The sequence below is a fragment of the Streptomyces sp. NPDC060000 genome (assembly GCF_042737375.1).
GTDB lineage: Bacteria > Actinomycetota > Actinomycetes > Streptomycetales > Streptomycetaceae > Streptomyces.
This window is the reverse complement of sequence record NZ_JBHWUU010000076.1, coordinates 1-17056: the sequence shown is the minus strand read 5'-3', so window position 1 is coordinate 17056 and position 17056 is coordinate 1. Positions and strand designations below refer to the sequence as shown.

Annotated in this window: 22 protein-coding genes; 15 read left to right on the top strand and 7 right to left on the bottom strand. The window is 71.7% G+C overall.

The window, feature by feature from the left end; all coding sequences use genetic code 11:
• Nucleotides 1–2 precede the first annotated feature (2 nt).
• The 5 genes from ACFWBB_RS32670 to ACFWBB_RS32650 all read left to right on the top strand — a co-directional run bounded on the left by ACFWBB_RS32670 (nt 3) and on the right by ACFWBB_RS32650 (nt 3074).
• Nucleotides 3–200 (top strand): hypothetical protein, encoded by a 198-nt coding sequence (locus ACFWBB_RS32670; protein WP_189927356.1) that lies wholly within the window; start codon nt 3–5, stop codon nt 198–200.
• A gap of 43 nt (nt 201–243) precedes the next feature.
• Nucleotides 244–936, top strand: coding sequence for an HdeD family acid-resistance protein (locus tag ACFWBB_RS32665; RefSeq protein ID WP_385279622.1), 693 nt, complete (start codon nt 244–246; stop codon nt 934–936).
• A 111-nt stretch (nt 937–1047) separates the two neighbouring features.
• Nucleotides 1048–1479 (top strand): SHOCT domain-containing protein, encoded by a 432-nt coding sequence (locus tag ACFWBB_RS32660; RefSeq protein ID WP_385279618.1) that lies wholly within the window; start codon nt 1048–1050, stop codon nt 1477–1479.
• Between the two features lie 272 nt (nt 1480–1751).
• Nucleotides 1752–2186, top strand: a complete 435-nt coding sequence (locus ACFWBB_RS32655; RefSeq protein ID WP_385279615.1) for a hypothetical protein — start codon at nt 1752–1754, stop codon at nt 2184–2186.
• A gap of 48 nt (nt 2187–2234) precedes the next feature.
• A complete protein-coding gene (locus tag ACFWBB_RS32650; protein WP_385279612.1) occupies nt 2235–3074 on the top strand; it encodes a class II glutamine amidotransferase in 840 nt (279 codons plus the stop codon).
• A gap of 34 nt (nt 3075–3108) precedes the next feature.
• On the opposite strand, the gene ACFWBB_RS32645 is transcribed toward ACFWBB_RS32650, so the two are convergent.
• Complete coding sequence (locus ACFWBB_RS32645) at nt 3109–3912, bottom strand: SDR family NAD(P)-dependent oxidoreductase (RefSeq protein WP_385279609.1); 804 nt, start codon at nt 3910–3912, stop codon at nt 3109–3111.
• 108 nt (nt 3913–4020) lie between these two features.
• Here ACFWBB_RS32645 and ACFWBB_RS32640 point away from each other — a divergent pair, with 108 nt between their 5' ends.
• On the top strand, nt 4021–4653 hold the full coding sequence (locus tag ACFWBB_RS32640; protein WP_385279607.1) for a PadR family transcriptional regulator: 633 nt from the start codon (nt 4021–4023) through the stop codon (nt 4651–4653).
• A 114-nt stretch (nt 4654–4767) separates the two neighbouring features.
• Here the strand turns inward: ACFWBB_RS32640 and ACFWBB_RS32635 are convergent, their stop codons facing one another.
• Nucleotides 4768–5196 (bottom strand): SRPBCC family protein, encoded by a 429-nt coding sequence (locus ACFWBB_RS32635; RefSeq protein WP_385279604.1) that lies wholly within the window; start codon nt 5194–5196, stop codon nt 4768–4770.
• Nucleotides 5197–5522: 326 nt separating this feature from the next.
• On the opposite strand from ACFWBB_RS32635, the gene ACFWBB_RS32630 reads away from it, so the two are divergent.
• Together ACFWBB_RS32630 and ACFWBB_RS32625 are read left to right on the top strand one after the other, a co-directional pair.
• Entirely contained in the window at nt 5523–6083 is a 561-nt protein-coding gene (locus tag ACFWBB_RS32630) for a Clp protease N-terminal domain-containing protein (protein WP_385279601.1), read from the top strand.
• Nucleotides 6084–6207: 124 nt separating this feature from the next.
• Nucleotides 6208–7212 carry a DMT family transporter gene (locus tag ACFWBB_RS32625; protein WP_385279598.1) on the top strand — a complete coding sequence of 335 codons (1005 nt, stop codon included), beginning with the start codon at nt 6208–6210 and terminating at the stop codon, nt 7210–7212.
• Between the two features lie 202 nt (nt 7213–7414).
• On the opposite strand, the gene ACFWBB_RS32620 is transcribed toward ACFWBB_RS32625, so the two are convergent.
• Nucleotides 7415–8047 carry an FMN-binding negative transcriptional regulator gene (locus ACFWBB_RS32620; protein ID WP_385279596.1) on the bottom strand — a complete coding sequence of 211 codons (633 nt, stop codon included), beginning with the start codon at nt 8045–8047 and terminating at the stop codon, nt 7415–7417.
• Nucleotides 8047–8730, bottom strand: coding sequence for a pyridoxamine 5'-phosphate oxidase family protein (locus ACFWBB_RS32615; RefSeq protein WP_385279593.1), 684 nt, complete (start codon nt 8728–8730; stop codon nt 8047–8049). Before ACFWBB_RS32615 ends, ACFWBB_RS32620 begins: the two co-directional genes overlap by 1 nt.
• A 35-nt stretch (nt 8731–8765) precedes the next feature.
• Between ACFWBB_RS32615 and ACFWBB_RS32610 the strand changes: the two genes are divergently transcribed.
• Nucleotides 8766–10097, top strand: a complete 1332-nt coding sequence (locus tag ACFWBB_RS32610) for an aminotransferase class I/II-fold pyridoxal phosphate-dependent enzyme (RefSeq protein WP_385279589.1) — start codon at nt 8766–8768, stop codon at nt 10095–10097.
• Between the two features lie 108 nt (nt 10098–10205).
• Here the strand turns inward: ACFWBB_RS32610 and ACFWBB_RS32605 are convergent, their stop codons facing one another.
• A complete protein-coding gene (locus ACFWBB_RS32605; RefSeq protein ID WP_385279587.1) occupies nt 10206–11138 on the bottom strand; it encodes a DMT family transporter in 933 nt (310 codons plus the stop codon).
• Nucleotides 11139–11212: 74 nt separating this feature from the next.
• Here ACFWBB_RS32605 and ACFWBB_RS32600 point away from each other — a divergent pair, with 74 nt between their 5' ends.
• Complete coding sequence (locus tag ACFWBB_RS32600; RefSeq protein WP_385279584.1) at nt 11213–12115, top strand: LysR family transcriptional regulator; 903 nt, start codon at nt 11213–11215, stop codon at nt 12113–12115.
• 59 nt (nt 12116–12174) lie between these two features.
• Here ACFWBB_RS32600 and ACFWBB_RS32595 read toward each other — a convergent pair whose 3' ends face one another.
• On the bottom strand, nt 12175–12642 hold the full coding sequence (locus tag ACFWBB_RS32595) for a pyridoxamine 5'-phosphate oxidase family protein (protein WP_366884380.1): 468 nt from the start codon (nt 12640–12642) through the stop codon (nt 12175–12177).
• 136 nt (nt 12643–12778) lie between these two features.
• Here ACFWBB_RS32595 and ACFWBB_RS32590 point away from each other — a divergent pair, with 136 nt between their 5' ends.
• Nucleotides 12779–13441 (top strand): cysteine hydrolase, encoded by a 663-nt coding sequence (locus tag ACFWBB_RS32590; protein WP_385279579.1) that lies wholly within the window; start codon nt 12779–12781, stop codon nt 13439–13441.
• Here the strand turns inward: ACFWBB_RS32590 and ACFWBB_RS32585 are convergent.
• The gene (locus ACFWBB_RS32585) at nt 13428–13931 is read right to left on the bottom strand and encodes a Rieske (2Fe-2S) protein (RefSeq protein WP_385279576.1); all 504 of its coding nucleotides are present in this window, start codon (nt 13929–13931) and stop codon (nt 13428–13430) included. The genes ACFWBB_RS32590 and ACFWBB_RS32585 overlap by 14 nt on opposite strands.
• Nucleotides 13932–14121: 190 nt before the next feature.
• Here ACFWBB_RS32585 and ACFWBB_RS32580 point away from each other — a divergent pair, with 190 nt between their 5' ends.
• The 4 genes from ACFWBB_RS32580 to ACFWBB_RS32565 all read left to right on the top strand — a co-directional run bounded on the left by ACFWBB_RS32580 (nt 14122) and on the right by ACFWBB_RS32565 (nt 16986).
• Nucleotides 14122–14877 (top strand): HipA family kinase, encoded by a 756-nt coding sequence (locus tag ACFWBB_RS32580; protein WP_385279573.1) that lies wholly within the window; start codon nt 14122–14124, stop codon nt 14875–14877.
• Nucleotides 14874–15290, top strand: coding sequence for a DUF3037 domain-containing protein (locus tag ACFWBB_RS32575; RefSeq protein ID WP_385279570.1), 417 nt, complete (start codon nt 14874–14876; stop codon nt 15288–15290). Before ACFWBB_RS32580 ends, ACFWBB_RS32575 begins: the two co-directional genes overlap by 4 nt.
• 132 nt (nt 15291–15422) lie before the next feature.
• The gene (gene fabG / locus ACFWBB_RS32570; RefSeq protein ID WP_385279567.1) at nt 15423–16184 is read left to right on the top strand and encodes a 3-oxoacyl-ACP reductase FabG; all 762 of its coding nucleotides are present in this window, start codon (nt 15423–15425) and stop codon (nt 16182–16184) included.
• Nucleotides 16185–16224: 40 nt separating this feature from the next.
• Nucleotides 16225–16986 (top strand): SDR family oxidoreductase, encoded by a 762-nt coding sequence (locus ACFWBB_RS32565; RefSeq protein WP_385279564.1) that lies wholly within the window; start codon nt 16225–16227, stop codon nt 16984–16986.
• Nucleotides 16987–17056: the final 70 nt, after the last annotated feature.

The following is a 17056-nucleotide window of genomic DNA, read 5'->3' as shown; positions in this document are numbered from 1 at the left end:
TCATGCGCTACGAGATCCGCGTCGACGGACACCTGTCGGAGGCACTGACCAGGTCGTTCCCGGAACTGGACCATGTGGTCATGTCCGGTCAGACCGTCCTGTTCGGCTACGTCGTCGACGAGGCGCACCTGTACGGGCTGCTCGCTCGCTGCCAGTCCCTGGGGCTGCGGGTGCTGGAGATGCGCCAACTGCCGGAGTGACGAGCCGGGGACCGTCGTCCCCGGCCGTGCGCGAGGAGGAGTCATGAGCGTTTCGCCTGGTCCCGCACCGCACACCGGACCGGACGACCTGTCCGGCGGACCGGACCCCCGGCCGTCCGGCGGGTCGGCTTCCGGGCCGGTGGGCATCGATCCCGCCGCGGCGCTGGGCGTACTCGGGCGGTCCTGGACATGGATCCTCGGCTCGGCGGTCGCCACGCTCGTGCCGGGCATCCTGATCCTGGTCTGGCCGGACGAGACCCTGCACGTCCTCGCGGTCCTCATCGGTCTGTACCTGCTGGTGACCGGCGTGTTCCGGTTCGTCGCGGCCTTCGCCAGGGGGGACCACGGCGAACGCCTCACGGGGCTCCTTCTGGCGGTGCTGTACGTCGTCGCCGGTGTGCTGTGCCTGAGGAACCCACTGCAGACCATCGCGACCCTCTCGCTGATCGTCGGCGTCCTCTGGCTGGTGTCCGGCATCCTGACCCTCTTCACGGCGCTCGCGACCAGGGAACTGCCCCACCGAGGGGTCGTCCTCGGCGCCGCCGTGTTGGCCATCGTCGCGGGGATCGTGGTCCTCGCCCTGCCCACCGAGTCGGCCCGGGCTCTGACCCGGCTGCTCGGTCTGTGGCTGATCCTGCTCGGCCTGGTCGAGGCGGCGGTCGCCTTCGCCTGGCGCGCCGCGCTGCGCAGGGCGCGCCCGGCCGCCGGGCCCGGGGCTCCCGCGGGGCCGGTCTGAGACGGCCGGCGCACTCACCCGCATCGGGTGAGCCGCCGGAACCCCGCCACGCACACCCTGAGAACGGCACCCAACGCCATGTCGGGCCCCGGCCCGGAACGGAGAAAAGACATGAGTGGGGACACGTACCTCGCATACGACTATCCGCTGCTGAGCGCCTTCTGGACGATGCTGGTGTTCTTCCTGTGGATCACGTGGTTCGTCCTGCTGTTCCGGATCATCATGGACATCTTCCGCGACGACGAGCTCAGCGGCTGGGCCAAGGCCGGCTGGCTGGTGTTCTGCATCGTCCTGCCCTTCCTGGGTGTCTTCGTCTACGTGATCGCGCGGGGCAAGAACATGGGGCGCAGGGAGATCGCTCAGGCGCGTGACCAGCAGAAGGCCTTCGACAGCTACGTCCGCGAGACCGCCAAGGGCACGGACAGTCCCAGCAGCAGCGTGGACGAACTCGCGAGGCTCTCCGAGATCCGGGCCCGCGGGGACATCACGGACGAGGAGTTCAACAGGGCGAAGCAACTGGTCCTGAGCGGCTCCGGCCGCTGAACACACAGGACCGGGCCATACGGGACCGGGCCCTACGGAGCCGGGCCCTACGGAGCCGGGCCACGCAGGACCTGGCGGCCCTACGGAGTCGGGCCATACAGGCTCGACCCACACGGACCCGATCCACACGGACGCGATCCACACAGGTCCCAGCCACACAGACCCGATCCACACAGGTCCCAGCCACACAGACCCGATCCACACAGGTCCTGGCCACCCAGACCTGAGCCACACAGAACGAAGCCGAACGAAAACGGAATCGAGGCATCGGGATGACAGCGACACACCCCACCCATGCGGCGTCGGCCGGGCAGCGCACGGCCAAGCAGAACTGGGCCGAGGGCCTGATGGCCTTCGCCGCCGTCATGCTCCTGCTCGCCGGAGTGCTCGACATCTTCCGGGGCATCATGGGGATCGCCGAGGACGACGTATTCCTCTCGACCCGCAACTACGTCTTCGCGTTCGACCTCACCGGCTGGGGCTGGATCCACCTCGCCCTGGGCGTGGTCGCGGTGATCGTCAGCCTGGGACTGTTCCAGTCGGCGATGTGGGCGCGGGTCACGGGCGTGGCCATCGCCGGGCTGATCGTCATCGGCAACTTCCTCTCCCTGCCGTACTACCCGGTCTGGTCGGTCGTGATGATCGCTTTCTCCGGGTTCGTCATCTGGGCGCTGTGCGTGGTGAAGCCGGACCGGTCCGCGGACTGACCCGTGCGGGGCCCGTCCTGTCCGGCACCCTCAGGAAGGCGGTAGACGATGTGCCGTTGGCTCGCCTACTCGGGAACCCCTGTCCTGCTCGAAACGATCCTCTACCGGCCGACGCATTCGCTGATCGACCAGAGTCTGCACTCCAAGATGGGCGTCGAGACGACCAACGGTGACGGCTTCGGTGTCGGCTGGTACGGGCCCGGCGCGGACGACGGGAGCCCCGCCGTCGTCAGGGAGATCGGGCCGGCCTGGAGCAACCGCAATCTGCGGGAGATCGCCGGCCATGTCCGCTCACCGCTGTTCTTCGCCCACATCCGGGCCTCGACCGGCTCGGCGGTGCAGCAGACCAACTCGCACCCGTTCCGGCACGGCCGCTGGATGTGGATGCACAACGGCGCGATCGCCGACTTCCACCGGATCCGCCGGGACCTCGCTCTCGCCGTCGACCCGCAGCTCTTCCTGGACATCGAGGGATCGACGGACTCCGAGATGATGTTCTTCCTGGCGCTCACCTTCGGCCTGGAGGAGGATCCCCCGGGCGCCGTCGCGCGGATGGCGGGCATGGTGGAGCGCACCGGCCACGCGCACGGTGTGGAGTTCCCGCTCCAGATGACGGTGGCCGTGACCGACGGAGAACGGCTGTGGGCCTTCCGTTACTCCAGCCAGGGAGCCTCACGCTCGCTGTTCTACAGCACCCGCGTGGAGACACTCCGGTCGCTCCATCCCGACATGGCGTTCCTGCGCGGGGTCTCCGACGAGACCCGGCTCATCGTCTCCGAGCCCCTGGGCGACCTGCCCGGCGCCTGGAACAAGGTCCCCGAGAGCACCTATGGAGTGGTCCAGCCCGGCGGGGACGAGATCGTGCCCTTCGTCCCGCAGGCGGCGTAGCGCGCAGGAGTCATCGTGCGGTGCCGGGCTCCGCTCAGTGGACGGAGAACCCGCCGTCGACGAAGAGCGCCTGCCCGGTGACGTAGCCGGAGGAGCGGCCGGCCAGGAACACGGCCGCTCCGGCGAAGTCCTCGGCGAGGCCGTTGCGCCCGGCCATCGTGCGCGCGGCCAGCGCCGCCACCCGCTCCGGGTCGGACTGCAACCGCATGTTGAGCGGCGTCAGGACGAAGCCGGGCACCAGCGTGTTGCAGGTGACGCCGGAGGGCGACCACGCCTCCGCCTGGGAGCGGGCCAGTGACTCCAGGGCCCCCTTGGAGACGCCGTACGCACCGCTCTGGACGAACGCCCGGTGCGCCTGCTGGGAGCTGATGTGGATGATCCGCCCGAAGCCCCGCTCTGCCATGCCCGGCCCGAACCGCAGGCCCAGCAGGTAAGGCGCCTCCAGGTTTACCGCCATCGTGGCGTCCCACACCTCCTCGGCCAGCTCGCCCATCGGCGGCCGCAGATTGATCCCGGCGCTGTTGACGAGGATGTCGGGCTCGCCGAACACCTCTGCCGCCTGCTCCGCCGCGGCGCGCACTCCGTCGCGGGTGCTCAGGTCGGCGCTCACCCAGGCCGCCCGGCAGCCGTCCGCCACGAGCTCGTCGACCGTGGCGGCCAGCTCCGCCTCCTTGCGCGCCACGATCACCACGCTCGCCCCCGCCCGTGCGAGAGCTCCGGCGATGGCCCGGCCGATGCCGGAACTGCCGCCGGTCACCACGGCGACCCGGCCGTCCAGCGAGAAGAGCTCGGAGAGGTAGGAAGCCGAAGTGCCGTGCGCGGGGCTGCTGGATGTCATGTCCGCAGCCTAGATGTCCGGACGGTACGACCCTTGCCAAGCGAACAGTACCGATATATCGTTGACGCATCGCGACAGATCAACGATGGAATGAAGGAGTGGTTTGCGATGCGTACCCACGGATTCGAGCGTGGACATGGACAGGACGGCCCCGGGCGCGGCCGAGGCGGCTTCGAGGGACGACGGGCGGCTTTCGGGCCCTTCGGTCCGGGTGGCCCCGGCGGCCCGGGGTTCGGGCCGGGCTTCGGGCCGGGCTTCGGAGGCCCCTGGGGCGGACGAGGGCGCGGCGGGCCCAGGGGGAGGGCGCGGCGCGGTGACGTACGGGCCTCGATCCTGGCTCTGCTCAAGGACCGGCCCATGCACGGCTACGAGATGATCCAGGAGATCGCCGAGCGCAGCGGCGGGGCGTGGAAGCCCAGCCCGGGCTCGGTGTACCCCACCCTCCAGTTGCTGGAGGACGAGGGCCTGATCAGCAGTGCGAGCGACGGCGGCAAGAAGCTGTTCTCGCTCACCGAAGAAGGCCGCACGGCCGCCGAGGACGGCCCCGAGGCCCCCTGGGAGGAGGCCACGCGCGGGGTCGACTGGGAGGCCCTCGGCGAGATCCGCCAGGCCGGCTTCGGTCTGATGGAGGCCTTCGGGCAGGTGTGGAAGACCGGCAGCAAGGAACAGCGCGAGAAGGCGCTCACGGTCATCAACGAGGCCCGCAAGAAGCTGTACCTGATCCTCGCCGAAGAGGGCTGAAGGACCGATAGGCCGTACGGCGATGCCGAGGCGCCCCGCGGAGTCGTCCGCGGGGCGCCTTCGTACGGGGTCCGGGGTGAGCGCCCCGCCCCGGACGAGCGGCACCCGGCCCGGTCAGCCGACCAGTCCGCCCAGCTTGCGCAGCGACTCGTTCAGTGCGGCCGTACCCGAGTCCTTGAGCCTGCCCGCCATCAGTGACACGGCCGCGCCCGTGAACTCGCCGTGGATGCGGACCGTGGTGGCGTCCCCGTCGGGGATCAGGGTGTAGCGGGTCGCGACGGACACCGCCATCGGGCCCTTCCCGTGGATGGCGAGCACCCTGGCGGGCTCCAGTTCCGCCACGGTCCACTCGACCTCGGCCGGAAAGCCCATGAGCTTCATGTTCTCCTGGAAGGTCGCGCCCACTTCGAGGGTCGCGGGGCCGCCCTTGGGAAAGTTGGTGTGGGTCGCGTTCCACTCCCCGTACGTCGGCCAGTCGGTGAGCTGGGCCCACACCTTCTCGGCCGGTGCCTGGATGCGTGCCTCCGCGCTGACTTCGGCCATGCGACCACCTCTTCGTGTCCGGCAACTCGGCTGCGGTGTCGCGGAACGTAGCTCCAGGACCGCCAACATTCAATACTGACGAACCGTCAGGAAATATGGATTCTCTCGGCACCCTACCCGCTCCCCACGTCCGTGGGGCACGTGCGGACGGGCCCGGGTGGTCGCGCGGGGGCGTGTGGCAAGGCGGCGCGCGCTCCGGCGGAGGGAACGGCCTGATCTCATCCCCAGGGAGGAGATCTCGGCGGTCCTGGTCCGCTCTGCGTGGGACGCGAAGATGCTTCCAGCCGGGGATGACGGCACCCGGCCGGGACTGATGGGGTGGGCTGGTGCAATTCCGTACTTCCCGGCTGTCGCCTCACTACCCGGCGACGCACGGCACGGACGACGACCCGAGGCTCGCCGCGGAGCCCGCGGCGGCGCTCGCCGCCGCCCGCCGCCGCGCGGTGCGGGACGGGGACCGGCAGATCGACACCGCCCACCTGCTGCACTCGCTCCTGGAGCAGGATCCGCAGGTGCGGGCAGCCTTCGACGGCGGACCCCGGCTCGCCCGGCTGCTCGGCTACCTCGTCCAGCGCAGCATCGGCTACGGCCTGCGCTGGCGGAGCGGTGTCGAGGACTCCGGGGCCCTGCCCGTCGTGACGGTCGTCGAGGGTCTCTCACCGCTGGCCGCGGCCGCGCTGGAGCACGCGTGCGTGCGGGCCGCCCGGCGCGACGGAGCGCAGGCCCGCGGCGTCGATCTGCTCGCGGCGATCGTCGCGGACCCGCGGGCGCGAGCCGTCGAGGTGCTGACCCACGCGGCCGTCGACGTAGACGAGCTGCGCGCCCGGATCGAGGACGGTCCCGCGCAGTACGAGACCTTCGCCGAAGACGGCGAACCCGCCTCCTGAACCTCCTGTCCGTGCCCCCTCGCCCCACCTCCCTCTCGCCCCACCCCCCTCGCCCCGCCCCGCGCGTCCAGCCGCTGAGACAGGTGTCAACGGGGGTGACGCTCATGTCATCGCCTGTCATCATGTGCCGGTGCGTACGTATGGGAGCAGTGAGAGAAGCCGCGGGAAGGGCGTCGGGCTCGGCCTTGCAGTTGCTTCGGCCATCGCCTTCGGCGGTTCCGGGGTCGCCGCCAAGCCGTTGATCGAGGCGGGTCTCGACCCACTTCACGTGGTGTGGCTGCGGGTGACCGGCGCGGCCCTGGTGATGCTGCCGCTCGCCTGGCGCCACCGTGCGCTGCTGCGCAGCCGCCCCGCGCTGCTCGCCGGGTTCGGCCTGCTCGGGGTGGCCGGAGTGCAGGCGTTCTACTTCGCCGCGATCTCCCGTATCCCGGTCGGCGTCGCGCTGCTCGTCGAGTACCTCGCGCCCGCGCTGGTGCTCGGCTGGGTACGGTTCGTGCAGCGACGGCCGGTGACCCGCGCCGCCGCGCTCGGTGTGGTCCTCGCGGTGGGCGGGCTGGCCTGTGTCGTCGAGGTCTGGTCGGGGCTGAGCTTCGACGCCCTCGGGCTGCTGCTCGCGCTCGCGGCCGCCTGCTGCCAGGTCGGCTACTTCGTCCTGTCCGACCAGGGCAGTGACTCCGGGGACGACGTCCCCGACCCGCTCGGCGTCATCGCGTACGGCCTCCTCGTGGGCTCCGTCGTCCTGACCGCCGTCTCCCGCCCGTGGGGCATGGACTGGTCCGTGCTCGCGCACACCGCGGGCATGAACGGCACCGAGGTCCCCGCCTGGCTGCTGCTCGCCTGGATCGTGCTCATCGCGACCGTGGTCGCGTACGTCACCGGCGTGGTCTCCGTGCGGCGGCTCTCTCCCCAGGTGGCGGGAGTGGTGGCCTGTCTGGAGGCGGTCATCGCGACGGTCCTGGCGTGGGTACTGCTCGGGGAGCATCTCTCGGCGCCGCAGATCGTGGGCGGTGCTGTGGTGCTCCTCGGGGCGTTCATCGCGCAGTCGTCCGCGCCGGCCAAGAACTCCCCGCAGCCGGTGGCCGGCGGTGGTCCCGAAAGGGAGCTGTCGGCCCGTGGCACGGCCGCCTGAGGTGGCGCTCACGTCTTCGGACCGGGTCCGGCGCGCCGTGCGGCCGGGTCGGTCCCGCGTCGGTTGATCACCGTCTGACGGCCGGATCCCCCTCCTACCCGGACGGTCGGGACGCAGCATCTCGCCGGACCGTCCCTACGGCGGCCGAGTGTGCCGACCCGATGGTGGCCGAACGCGCCGTCCCGTGCGTCACCCCGCGCGGTCAGGTCCGGCGTCGCCGCGACAGGTGCTCGTGGGCCGCCGCGTCCCGTGGGCCGCCGCGGGCGGCCAGGCCGGCCGCGATACGGTCCTGGGTCTCGCTCGGCCGGTGGGCCGCGTACTTGAACTTCGCACGTACGCCGGTCACTTCGAGCCGGATGCCCCGGATGCCGGAGAGCATCCGCCCGTACGGTGCCTCACCGACCGCGGGCCGTGCGGAGCCGCCTTCCGGCTGGAAGTGGCCCAACTGGCGTTCGAGCAAAACGGCCTTGGCGGTCGGCTCGTCCACGATGTGCGCCGTGCAGCGGAGTTGGACCGCCGCGTAGAAGCTCGTCGGGGTGCCGTGCTCGGCGGGGGCGCCCGGCGGTGCCTGCCACGGACCGGGTACGAACACGTAGTCGTCGACCACGCTCAGTACCACGGTCGGGTTGGCCTCCAGGGCCGGCCACACGGGGTTGGGGCGGGCCAGATGGGTGACGGCATCCCCGACGGCGCGGTCGTAGGCGAAGTGCAGCGGCTGGACGAACGGGGGCTCGCCCGCCGGTCCGTTGACCGCGAGCTGGCCGAAGTCGTGGGCGGACAGCCAGCCTTGCCACTCGGCGTCGTCGTGGGGCGCGTCCCAGGGGTGGACGAGCATCACAGCGCCCCGAGGTAGCCGGGGAGTTCGGTGCCCGGGGCGAGGTCGGCCTCCGGGAGGGGGGTGCCGTAGCCCTTGCGCAGCGGGAGCACCCCGGCCCAGTGGGGGAGGGCGAGGTCCTCCGGTTCGTCGTTCACCCCGCCCGTGCGGGTCTTGGCCGAGACCTCGGTCAGGTCGAGGCGGATCACCGCGGTCGCCGCCAGCTCCTTCTTGTCGGCGGGGCGCGAGTCGGCGGCACGGCCCGGTACGACGTGGTCGACGAGGGCGTCGAGGGCCGCGAGCTTCTCCCGCGGGTCCGTCACGTCGTACGCGACGCCGTGCACCACGACCGAGCGGTAGTTGATCGAGTGGTGGAAGGCCGAGCGGGCCAGCACCAGGCCGTCGACATGCGTCACCGTCAGGCACACCGGCAGCCCCGGGTCCGCCTGCCCCGTCATCCTCAGTGGACGCGAGCCCGTGGAGCCGTGCACGTAGAGCGTCTCGCCGACCCTGGCGTACAGGGTCGGCAGCACGACCGGCGCGCCGTCGCGGACGAAGCCGAGGTGGCAGACATAGCCCTCGTCCAGTATCGCGTGCACCAGTTCCTTGTCGTACGAGGCCTTCTGCGCGGACCGGGTGGGGACCGTGCGGTCGGTCGGGGTGTAGGCGGCGGCTCGTGTCGTCGTCTCCGGGGTCCCCTGCATGGCGTTCTCCATTGCACTAGTGCATAATATGCTTTGTGCTAGGAGAATATCGGATCAAAGGCCGACGCGCAGTGGACATTTCCGCGAGCATCGAGGCGGCGGTGGGTGCGGGCGAACTCGAGCCGGGGCAACTGCTGCCGCCGATGCGGGAGTTGGCGACCACGCTGGGGGTGAACCCGAACACCGTCGCGGCCGCCTATCGCACCCTGCGTGAGCGCGGAGTGATCGAGACCGACGGCCGGCGGGGCAGCCGGGTGCGTTCGAAGCCCGCCACGACCGGCCGCGAGTTCCTCCGGGTCGAGGTACCGGAGGGCGTACGGGACGCGGCCGCGGGCAACCCGGACACGGCTCTGCTGCCACCACTGGCGCCGGCGTTCGCGTGGGCCGCCGCGCAGGGCGACCGGGAGCCGGTCCTGTACGGGCACGCTCCGGTGGAAGCCGAGCTGGCGCGGCTGGCCCGGGCCGACCTGGACGCGGACGGCGTGCCGGCCGGGCCCGTGGCCGTCACCTCCGGTTCGCTGGACGCGATCGAACGCGTCCTGGCCGCCCATGTGAGGCCGGGCGACACCGTGGCCGTCGAGGACCCCGGCTGGGGCTCCCTGCTGGACCTCGTCCCGGCGCTCGGGCTGCGCCCGGTTCCGGTCGGCGTCGACGACGACGGTCCGCTGCCCGGGCAGGTGCGCCGCGCCCTGGAGGCCGGGGCTCGCGCCCTGATCGTCACCGACCGGGCGCAGAACCCGACCGGCGCGGCGGTGAGCGCCGCACGCGCGCGTGCCCTGCGTGCCGTACTGCGGGAGCACCCCTCGACCGTGCTCGTCGAGGACGATCACGGTCATCGGATCGTCGATCTCCCCCTGCACCCTCTCGCGGGCGTCACCCGGCACTGGGCCTTCGTGCGCTCGGCGGCCAAGGCGTACGGACCCGACCTGCGCTTCGCGGTCCTCACCGGGGACGACCTCACCCTCGACCGGGTGCGGGGGCGGCAGCGGCTCGGACCCGGCTGGGTCAGCCGGATCACCCAGCGCGCGGTGGTGCGGCTGTGGGCCGACGGCACGGTGGACGCGCGGGCGGTGGCCGGGGCGTACGGGAGCCGGCGTGACGCGCTGATCGCCGCGCTGGCCGCGCGGGGGGTCGAGGCGCACGGGCGCAGCGGGATGAACGTGTGGGTTCCCGTGCCGGACGAGACGGGGGCTGTCGCCCGGCTGTTCCAGGCGGGGTGGGCGGTCGCGCCCGGGGCGCGCTTCCGGATCGAGGCTCCCCCCGGGATCCGGATCACCGTCTCGACGCTCGGCCCGGAGGAGGTCGGCCCACTGGCGGACGCCGTCGCCTCCGCTGTCCGGGTTGGCGGGGTGCGCGGGTACGTGTAGCGCGCGGAACGTCCGGGCGAGGGCGAGGGCGAGGGGGAGGGCGAGGGGGAGGGCGAGGGCGATGCGGGCGGGTGAGCGCCCGGTACGGCGCGCCGCACCCACCCGCCCTCAGGACTTGCCGCGTGCCTGGGTCAGGGCCGCTCCCGCCAGGACGATTGCCGCGCCCACCGGGGTCGACCAGCTCAACGGCTCGTTCAGGATCGCGACCCCGGCCGCCGTCGCGATGACCGGGATGAAGTACGTGACCATCTGGGCCGTCGTAGGACCGACCTCCGCGACCAGGCCGTACTGGATCAGCAGGGCGAGGCCCGTGCCGAGGGCGCCCAGAGCGGCGGTCGCGAGCAGCGGGACGAGGGGGAATCGGCTCGGGAAGGTGGTGAACACCGGGGTGACCACGGCCAGTTGGAGTGTGGCCAGCAAGAGCTGCGCGCCGGTCATCGACAGGGCCGACGAACCGGTGTGCGCCAGGGTGCGGCGGAGGTAGATCCAGCCGATGGGGTAGCTGAGCGAGGCCAGCAGGGCGAGGGTCGTGCCCCGGGTGTCCAGGCCGTGGAAGCCCTGCCAGGCGCCCAGTACCGTCAGGACGCCCAGGAAGCCGAGGCCCAGGCCCGCGACGCGCAGCCGGGTCGGCCGGTCCTCCGAGAGTGCCACCAGGGACAGGGCCATGCCCCACAGGGGTGAGGTCGCGTTGCAGATACCGGCCAGCGCGGACGGGATGCTCAGTTCGGCGTAGGCGAAGAGGGAGAAGGGCAGGGCGTTGAGCAGGAACGCGGCCACCGTCAGATGGGCCCAGGTGCGGGCCCCGCGCGGCAGCCGTTCGCGCTTCACCGCCATCGCGACCGCCAGTATCGCCGTACCGAACGCCAACCGGCCCAGAGTGACCTGAAAGGGCGCGTAGCCCCCGGTGCCGACCTTGATGAGCAGGAAGCTGAAGCCCCAGATCAGCGACAGCGCGCCGAAGCGGAGCCGCCAGTCGAGGGCGCGGCGGGAGGGGGCGGGGGCTTGCGGGGAGGTCTGCGCGGGGGCGGTGACAGTAGTCATGAGCGTAACGATGCTGTACGCCCTCTCGTAACACAATCGAGAATTTCCGAGGGATATCTCGTAGCATCGCTTACATGTTGAACCTGGAGCGCCTGCGCACCCTCGACGCCCTGGCCCGGCACGGCTCGGTCAGCGGCGCCGCCCTGGGCCTGCACATCACCACCTCGGCCGTCTCGCAGCAGATGGCCAAGCTGGAGCGCGAGGTCGGGCAGCGGCTCCTGGCCAAGCACGGGCGGGGGGTGCGCCTCACGGACGCGGGACGGCTGCTCGCCGAGCACGCGTCCCGGATCCTGTCGCAGGTCGAACTCGCCCAGTCCGATCTGGAGGCCCAGCGCGGACAGGTGGTGGGAGAGCTCCGGCTCTCCGCGTTCCCGACCGCGGCACGCGGGCTCTTCCCCGTCGCGCTCGCCGGGCTGCGCAAGGCGCACCCCGGGCTGCGGCTGCGCACGTGCGAGCTGGAACCGGAGCGGGGCATCGCCGGCGTGGTCCGCGGCGACCTCGACCTGGCCGTCGTCCTGGACTGGTACAACAAGCCGATGCCGGTGCCGGACGGCCTGGTCAAGGCGCCCATCCTGGACGACCCCGCCGACGTCGCGATGCCGGCCGGGCACCCCCTGGCGGGCCGCGACGAGGTGGACCTCGGGGAGTTCGCCGAGGACGAGTGGATCACCTGGGGCGAGGGCGAGTTCTGTCACGAGTGGCTGATGTTCACGCTGCGCTCACGGGGCGTCGAGCCGATCGTCGGCCACCGTGCGGCCGAGACGCACACCCAGCTCGGGCTGGTGGCCGCCGGACTGGGTGTGTGCATCGCACCGCTGCTCGGCCGCCACCCGGTGCCCGAGGGCGTCGTGACGGTTCCCCTGCGGCAGCGGGTGCGCCGGCATGTGTACGTGGTCTGGCGGGCGGACGCCGACCGCCGCCCGTCGATCAGGGCGGCGGTCGCGGCGCTCAAGGCGGCGGGTACGTCCGTGGGATAAGGGCGGCGGGGGACGTTCCTGGGCCGTTGGCGACGGGGAAGCCCGCCGGCCGGAGGGTTCTACGCGCCGCCCAGCTTGCGGAAGTCCCAGGACACGATCTTCTGCGGTGTGAGACGCACCCACGCGTGCCGGCCGTCGTGCGGCATCGCGTCCAGGCCGAAGTTCTTGCGCGCGAACAGCGTCTCCACGGCGTCGAGTTCGGCACACAGCTCCCCGGTGCGCGGACTCTCGCCCACGAACTCCACCGCACCGGACAGCTCGACGCCCCGCAGCGCGTCGTACTCCTCGCCCGTGTCGATCACGATCGCGACGCGCGGATCACGGTTCAGGTCCGCCCAGCGCTTGCTGCGCACCACCGAGTACAGCCACAACGAGGTGCCGTCCCAGAGAAACCACAGGGCGCTGACGTGCGGGGCGCCGTCGGTGGACACGGTCGCGACCCGGCAGGTGCGCTGGAGGGTGAGGAACGCGTCAAGTTCACCCGGCGACATCATGATCTTCCGGCCCCGGCGCTGAGTGACGGTCATCCGGCCCCCTCATTCTTCTCTTCATTGGGTGTACGTGCCGCTTTCCTGAAACTCCGTCAGGAAAGCATGGGTGTTCTTCCTTCTGCGCGCAATGGCGGTTAGTGTCGCCCGCCCCACACCGACGCCAGGGGGAGTCATGCCGTCGTACGAACAGCTCAGCGCCCTCCTCGACCCGGCGAGCACCGTCCTGATCACGGTGGAGTGCCAGCAGGGCGTCGTCGGACCCGGTGCGGCGCTGCCCCAGCTGGCCCGTGAGGCACGGGACTCGGGAGCCCTCGCCAACGTCGCCCGGCTGGTGGCGGCCGCCCATGCCGGCGGCGTCCAGGTCCTGCACGCCGTGGCCGAGCGCCGCCCCGACGGCCGGGGCGCCAACCGCAACGCCCGGTTGTTCCGCGCGGCCGAACGCCTGCCCGTCCAGCAGCTCACCGGCACCGCCGCGACCTGCCTCGCGCCGCCGATCGAGGTCGCCGAGCAGGATCTCGTGATACGGCGGCTGCACGGGCTGTCGCCCGTCCAGGGCACCGAGGCCGACGCCCTGCTGCGCAACCTGGGCTGCCGGACGCTGGTCGTGACCGGGGTCTCGGCCAACGTGGCGATCCCGAACACCGTCTTCGACGCCGTCAACCGCGGCTACACCGTCGTCGTGCCGTCGGACGCCATCGCCGGGGTGCCCGCCGACTACACCCCCGCGATGATCCGCCACACCCTCGCGTTGGTCGCCACGGTCGCGACCACGGACGAGGTGCTGTCCTGTCTCCGGCGAACCGCCCGGCCGGGACCGGCCGTCAGGCCAGTGTGATCGAGTCGCCGCTGACCGTGATCGCCACCTCGGGCAGCGACTTCTGCGCGGGACCGCTCTTCACGCTGCCGTCGGTGATCGAGAAGTTGCTGTTGTGGCAGGGGCAGTTGATCACGCCGTCCGCGATGCTCTTCACCGCGCAGCCCTGGTGGGTGCAGACGGCCGAGAACGCCTTGTACGTGCCCGCCGTGGGCTGTGTGACGACCACCTTCTCGGCGTCGAACACCTTGCCACCGCCCTCGGGTATGTCGGCCGTGGTGGCGAGCGCGGCGCCGGCCGCGGTGGTGTCCCCGCCGCCCGTGCCGCCGGTGCTCGCGGCTTCGGTGGAACCGGTGGAACCCGACGTGCCGGCCGGGGCGGACGAACTCGACGAGTCGTCGTCGGAGCCTCCGCACGCGGTCAGCGCGACGGTGAGCCCCGCGGCTCCGGCGGCTGCCACGACGGCGCGGCGGGCGGGCCCCGAAGCGGACTTGATCGATGCGCTGGTCATGCTGGAGGTTCCTTCCAGGGGGATGCGTGGATCTGCCGAGAGGTACGGGCCGCGGGCACCGCTCGTTCAGTGCCCCCGCCAAGTCCGGACAGTGTCGAGATCTTGACCCGTTCGAGATGAGTGCGGCGTAAGCCAGAGCTGTCGCGGAGCTGTCGGCCGCGCATCGTTCCTGGCCCAGTAGCCTGGGGCGATGCTCAAGGAAGTCACCGCGACCCGCTTCGTCACACCCCTGCGTGAGGGCGGCTCCCTGCCGGGACTCGTCGAGGCCGACGACTTCGGTCTGTACGTCATGAAGTTCACCGGCGCCGGGCAGGGCCGCAAGACGCTCGTCGCGGAGGTCGTCTGCGGCGAACTCGCCCGCAGGCTCGGTTTCCGGGTGCCCCGCCTCGTGACCGTGGAACTCGACATGGTGCTGGGGCTCGGTGAACCCGACCAGCAGGTGCAGGAGTTGCTGAAGTCCAGCGGTGGCACCAATCTCGGCATGGACTTCCTCTCCGGAGCCCTCGGCTTCGACCCGCTCGCCTTCCCGGTGAGCCCCGAGGAGGCCGGCCGGATCGTCTGGTTCGACGCGCTCGTGAACAACGTCGACCGGTCCTGGCGCAACCCCAACCTGCTGGTCCATCGCGGCGACCTGTGGCTGATCGACCACGGGGCCACCATGATCTGGCAGCACAACTGGCCCACCGCCGAGACCTCCGCGGACCGCCCGTACGACGTCTCCGATCACGCGCTCACCCCGTTCGCGCCGGACGTCGCGGCCGCGGCGGCGGAGCTGGCGCCGCTGGTCACCGCCGACCTCCTCGCCGAGGTCACCGCCGAGATCCCCGACGTCTGGCTGGCGGACGAGCCCGGCTTCGACACCCCGGACGCGCTCCGGTGCGCCTACGCCGCCCCCCTGCTCGCCCGCGCCGCCGTCATCCACGACCGCATCAAGGGGACCAAGTGAACGAGCGCCACATCATCCGGCCGGGCCAGGGCGGCGACCGGGACGTCTTCGAGTACGCCGTGCTGCGCGTCGTACCGCGCGTCGAGCGCGGCGAGTGCATCAACGCGGGCGTGCTGGTGTACTGCCGCGGCCAGGACTACGTGGGCGCCCGCACCCATCTCGACGAGGCGAGGCTGCTGGCGCTGGACCCGCACGCGGACGTGGCCGGGGTGCGGGCCGCCCTGCGTGCGGTCGAGGGCGTGTGCGCCGGCGGCGCATCGGCCGGACAGGCGGCGCGCGACGACGCCGGACGCCGCTTCCGCTGGCTGATCGCGCCCCGATCGACGGTCGTCCAGCCGGGACCCGTGCACACCGGGCTCACCACCGATCCCGCCGCCGAGACCGAGCGGCTGCTGACACTGCTGGTGAGGTAATGGATCACACCCCCGCCGTGTGGCGTTGACACCGGGTGCCAGGACTCCTACCGTCACGTCTGCCGAAGGTACTAAGCGGTCGCTCACCACTCGGGCGCATCCGGAATTTCTCAAGGGCGAGGAGAACCAGCAATGTCCACCACTGAGCAGCGGGTCGCCGTGGTCACGGGCGCGGCGCGCGGCATCGGAGCCGCCACCGCCGTACGGCTGGCCGCGGAGGGCCGCGCGGTCGCGGTCGTCGACCTCGACGAGGCCGCCTGCAAGGACACCGTCGAGAAGATCACCGCGGCGGGCGGCAGGGCCGTCGCGATCGGCGCCGACGTCTCCGACGAGGCCCAGGTGGAGGCGGCGATCGCACGCGTCGTCCAGGAGCTCGGCGCGCCGACGATCCTCGTCAACAACGCGGGCGTGCTCCGCGACAACCTGCTCTTCAAGATGAGCGCGTCCGACTGGGACACGGTCCTGAACGTGCACCTGCGCGGCTCGTTCCTGATGACCAAGGCCGTCCAGAAGCACATGGTCGACGCCGGCTTCGGCCGGGTCGTCAACCTGTCGTCCTCCTCGGCGCTCGGCAACCGCGGCCAGGCCAACTACTCCGCCGCCAAGGCCGGTCTCCAGGGCTTCACCAAGACCCTCGCCATCGAGCTCGGCAAGTTCGGCATCACCGCCAACGCCGTCGCCCCCGGCTTCATCGCCACCGACATGACCGCCGCGACCGCCGCCCGGGTCGGCATGGGCTTCGAGGAGTTCAAGGCCGCGGCCGCCACCCAGATCCCGGTCGCGCGCGTCGGTGAGCCCGACGACATCGCCAACGCGATCGCCTTCTTCACCAACGAGGCCGCCGGCTTCGTCTCCGGGCAGGTGCTGTACGTCGCCGGCGGACCGCTCGACTAAAGGCCACCAGGGAGCACTAGGAAGCACTGGGGATCACGAAATGACTGAACTGCCCGCACTCTCCGGCAAGGTCGCCCTCGTCACGGGCGCCAGCCGCGGCATCGGCTACGGCGTCGCCGAGGCCCTCGTCGCCCGCGGCGACCGGGTCTGCATCACCGGCCGCAACGAGGACGCCCTCAAGGAGGCCGTCGACCGGCTGGGCGCCGACCGCGTCATCGGCGTCGCCGGCAAGGCGCACGACCTGGAGCATCAGGCCGCCGCCGTCGAGCGCACCATGGAGGCCTTCGGCCGGGTCGACTTCCTGGTCAACAACGCCGGTACGAACCCGGTGTTCGGGCCGATCGCCGACCTCGACCTGGACGTGGCCCGCAAGGTCTTCGAGACCAACGTCGTCTCCGCGCTCGGCTTCGCGCAGCGGACCTGGCACGCCTGGCAGAAGGAGAACGGCGGCGCGATCGTCAACATCGCCTCCGTCGCGGGGCTCTCGGCCTCGCCCTTCATCGGCGCCTACGGCATCAGCAAGGCCGCGATGATCAACCTGACCCAGCAGCTGGCGCACGAGTACGCGCCGCGGGTGCGGGTCAACGCGATCGCCCCGGCCGTGGTGAAGACGAAGTTCGCCCAGGCCCTGTACGAGGGCCGCGAGGAGGAGGCGGCCGCCGCCTACCCGCTCGCCCGGCTCGGCGTGCCCTCCGACATCGGTGGCACCGCCGCCTTCCTGACCTCGCAGCAGTCGGACTGGATCACCGGCCAGACGCTGGTCGTCGACGGCGGCATCTTCCTCAACGCCGGCGTCGGCTGATCCCGGCGTGCGCTGACCTCGTCGTGGCCTGAATTCGACGTCGACACGGGTGCCGTTCCGACAGGAACGG

Bases quoted from the DNA above. Each gene is read 5' to 3' on its own strand.
- ACFWBB_RS32670 (WP_189927356.1), top strand. From the start codon at position 3: ATGCGCTACGAGATCCGCGTCGACGGACACCTGTCGGAGGCACTGACC.
- ACFWBB_RS32665 (WP_385279622.1), top strand. From the start codon at position 244: ATGAGCGTTTCGCCTGGTCCCGCACCGCACACCGGACCGGACGACCTG.
- ACFWBB_RS32660 (WP_385279618.1), top strand. From the start codon at position 1,048: ATGAGTGGGGACACGTACCTCGCATACGACTATCCGCTGCTGAGCGCC.
- ACFWBB_RS32655 (WP_385279615.1), top strand. From the start codon at position 1,752: ATGACAGCGACACACCCCACCCATGCGGCGTCGGCCGGGCAGCGCACG.
- ACFWBB_RS32650 (WP_385279612.1), top strand. From the start codon at position 2,235: ATGTGCCGTTGGCTCGCCTACTCGGGAACCCCTGTCCTGCTCGAAACG.
- ACFWBB_RS32645 (WP_385279609.1), bottom strand. From the start codon at position 3,912: ATGACATCCAGCAGCCCCGCGCACGGCACTTCGGCTTCCTACCTCTCC.
- ACFWBB_RS32640 (WP_385279607.1), top strand. From the start codon at position 4,021: ATGCGTACCCACGGATTCGAGCGTGGACATGGACAGGACGGCCCCGGG.
- ACFWBB_RS32635 (WP_385279604.1), bottom strand. From the start codon at position 5,196: ATGGCCGAAGTCAGCGCGGAGGCACGCATCCAGGCACCGGCCGAGAAG.
- ACFWBB_RS32620 (WP_385279596.1), bottom strand. From the start codon at position 8,047: ATGCTCGTCCACCCCTGGGACGCGCCCCACGACGACGCCGAGTGGCAA.
- ACFWBB_RS32615 (WP_385279593.1), bottom strand. From the start codon at position 8,730: ATGCAGGGGACCCCGGAGACGACGACACGAGCCGCCGCCTACACCCCG.
- ACFWBB_RS32605 (WP_385279587.1), bottom strand. From the start codon at position 11,138: ATGACTACTGTCACCGCCCCCGCGCAGACCTCCCCGCAAGCCCCCGCC.
- ACFWBB_RS32600 (WP_385279584.1), top strand. From the start codon at position 11,213: ATGTTGAACCTGGAGCGCCTGCGCACCCTCGACGCCCTGGCCCGGCAC.
- ACFWBB_RS32595 (WP_366884380.1), bottom strand. From the start codon at position 12,642: ATGACCGTCACTCAGCGCCGGGGCCGGAAGATCATGATGTCGCCGGGT.
- ACFWBB_RS32590 (WP_385279579.1), top strand. From the start codon at position 12,779: ATGCCGTCGTACGAACAGCTCAGCGCCCTCCTCGACCCGGCGAGCACC.
- ACFWBB_RS32585 (WP_385279576.1), bottom strand. From the start codon at position 13,931: ATGACCAGCGCATCGATCAAGTCCGCTTCGGGGCCCGCCCGCCGCGCC.
- ACFWBB_RS32580 (WP_385279573.1), top strand. From the start codon at position 14,122: ATGCTCAAGGAAGTCACCGCGACCCGCTTCGTCACACCCCTGCGTGAG.
- fabG (WP_385279567.1), top strand. From the start codon at position 15,423: ATGTCCACCACTGAGCAGCGGGTCGCCGTGGTCACGGGCGCGGCGCGC.
- ACFWBB_RS32565 (WP_385279564.1), top strand. From the start codon at position 16,225: ATGACTGAACTGCCCGCACTCTCCGGCAAGGTCGCCCTCGTCACGGGC.